This is a genomic window from Candidatus Protofrankia californiensis (assembly GCF_900634765.1).
GTDB lineage: Bacteria > Actinomycetota > Actinomycetes > Frankiales > Frankiaceae > Protofrankia > Protofrankia californiensis.
This window is the reverse complement of sequence record NZ_CAAAFT010000198.1, coordinates 2,908-3,611: the sequence shown is the minus strand read 5'-3', so window position 1 is coordinate 3,611 and position 704 is coordinate 2,908. Positions and strand designations below refer to the sequence as shown.

General features: G+C 66.5%; 1 protein-coding gene. It reads left to right on the top strand.

Features of this window, described 5'->3' with window-relative positions; all coding sequences use genetic code 11:
- Positions 1-704: ABC transporter substrate-binding protein (locus tag DD1DGNOD_RS10845; protein WP_241255643.1), on the top strand; the 704-nt coding region annotated here is incomplete at both ends.

Below are 704 nucleotides of genomic sequence, written 5' to 3'. Positions count from 1 at the left end.
GCTGGTCAGCCGTGAGACCGTCGGATCGCCGTTCACCTATTCGCTGAACACCGCCAAGGCCCCGTTCACCGAACGGGACGTGCGTATCGCGTTCCAGTCCGCCGTCGACACCGAGGCGATCACGCAGGGCCTCTTCCAGGGCACCTACACCAGCGGCCGGTCCGTCCTGACCTCCTCCACCCCGGGTTACGACAAGTCGGTGGAGCAGATCTGGGGCTACGACAAGAACCGTGCGATCAGCACGCTGGAGAAGGCCGGCTTCACCACTACCGACAGCGAGGGCTACCGGACCCGTGACGGGCAACGGCTGAGCGTAACGCTGGCCTTTGCCGCCTCCTTCACTACCGAGGAGCAGCGGAACTACCACACAGCGTTGAAGGACGCGGTCAAGCAGGTCGGTTTCGAGGTCGTCCTGCGCCCGCTGGACACTCCGTCGATCGTACAAACGTTTGCCTCGGGCGACTACCACCTGGGGTCTGGCGCGCCGTCGGCGATCGACGGCTCGATACTGCGCACGCTGTTCTACTCCAGCCAGTTGCCGGGCGTCGGCGGGGCGAACGCCGCCAGGGTCAACGACCCGGAGATCGACGGCTGGTTGGACGAGGCGCTGCGCACGCGCGACGTGGCGGGCCAGAACGCGCTGTACGGCAAGGTGCAGCGCAAGGCCCTCACCGAGGCCTACGTCCTGCCGACCTTCGTGTCGA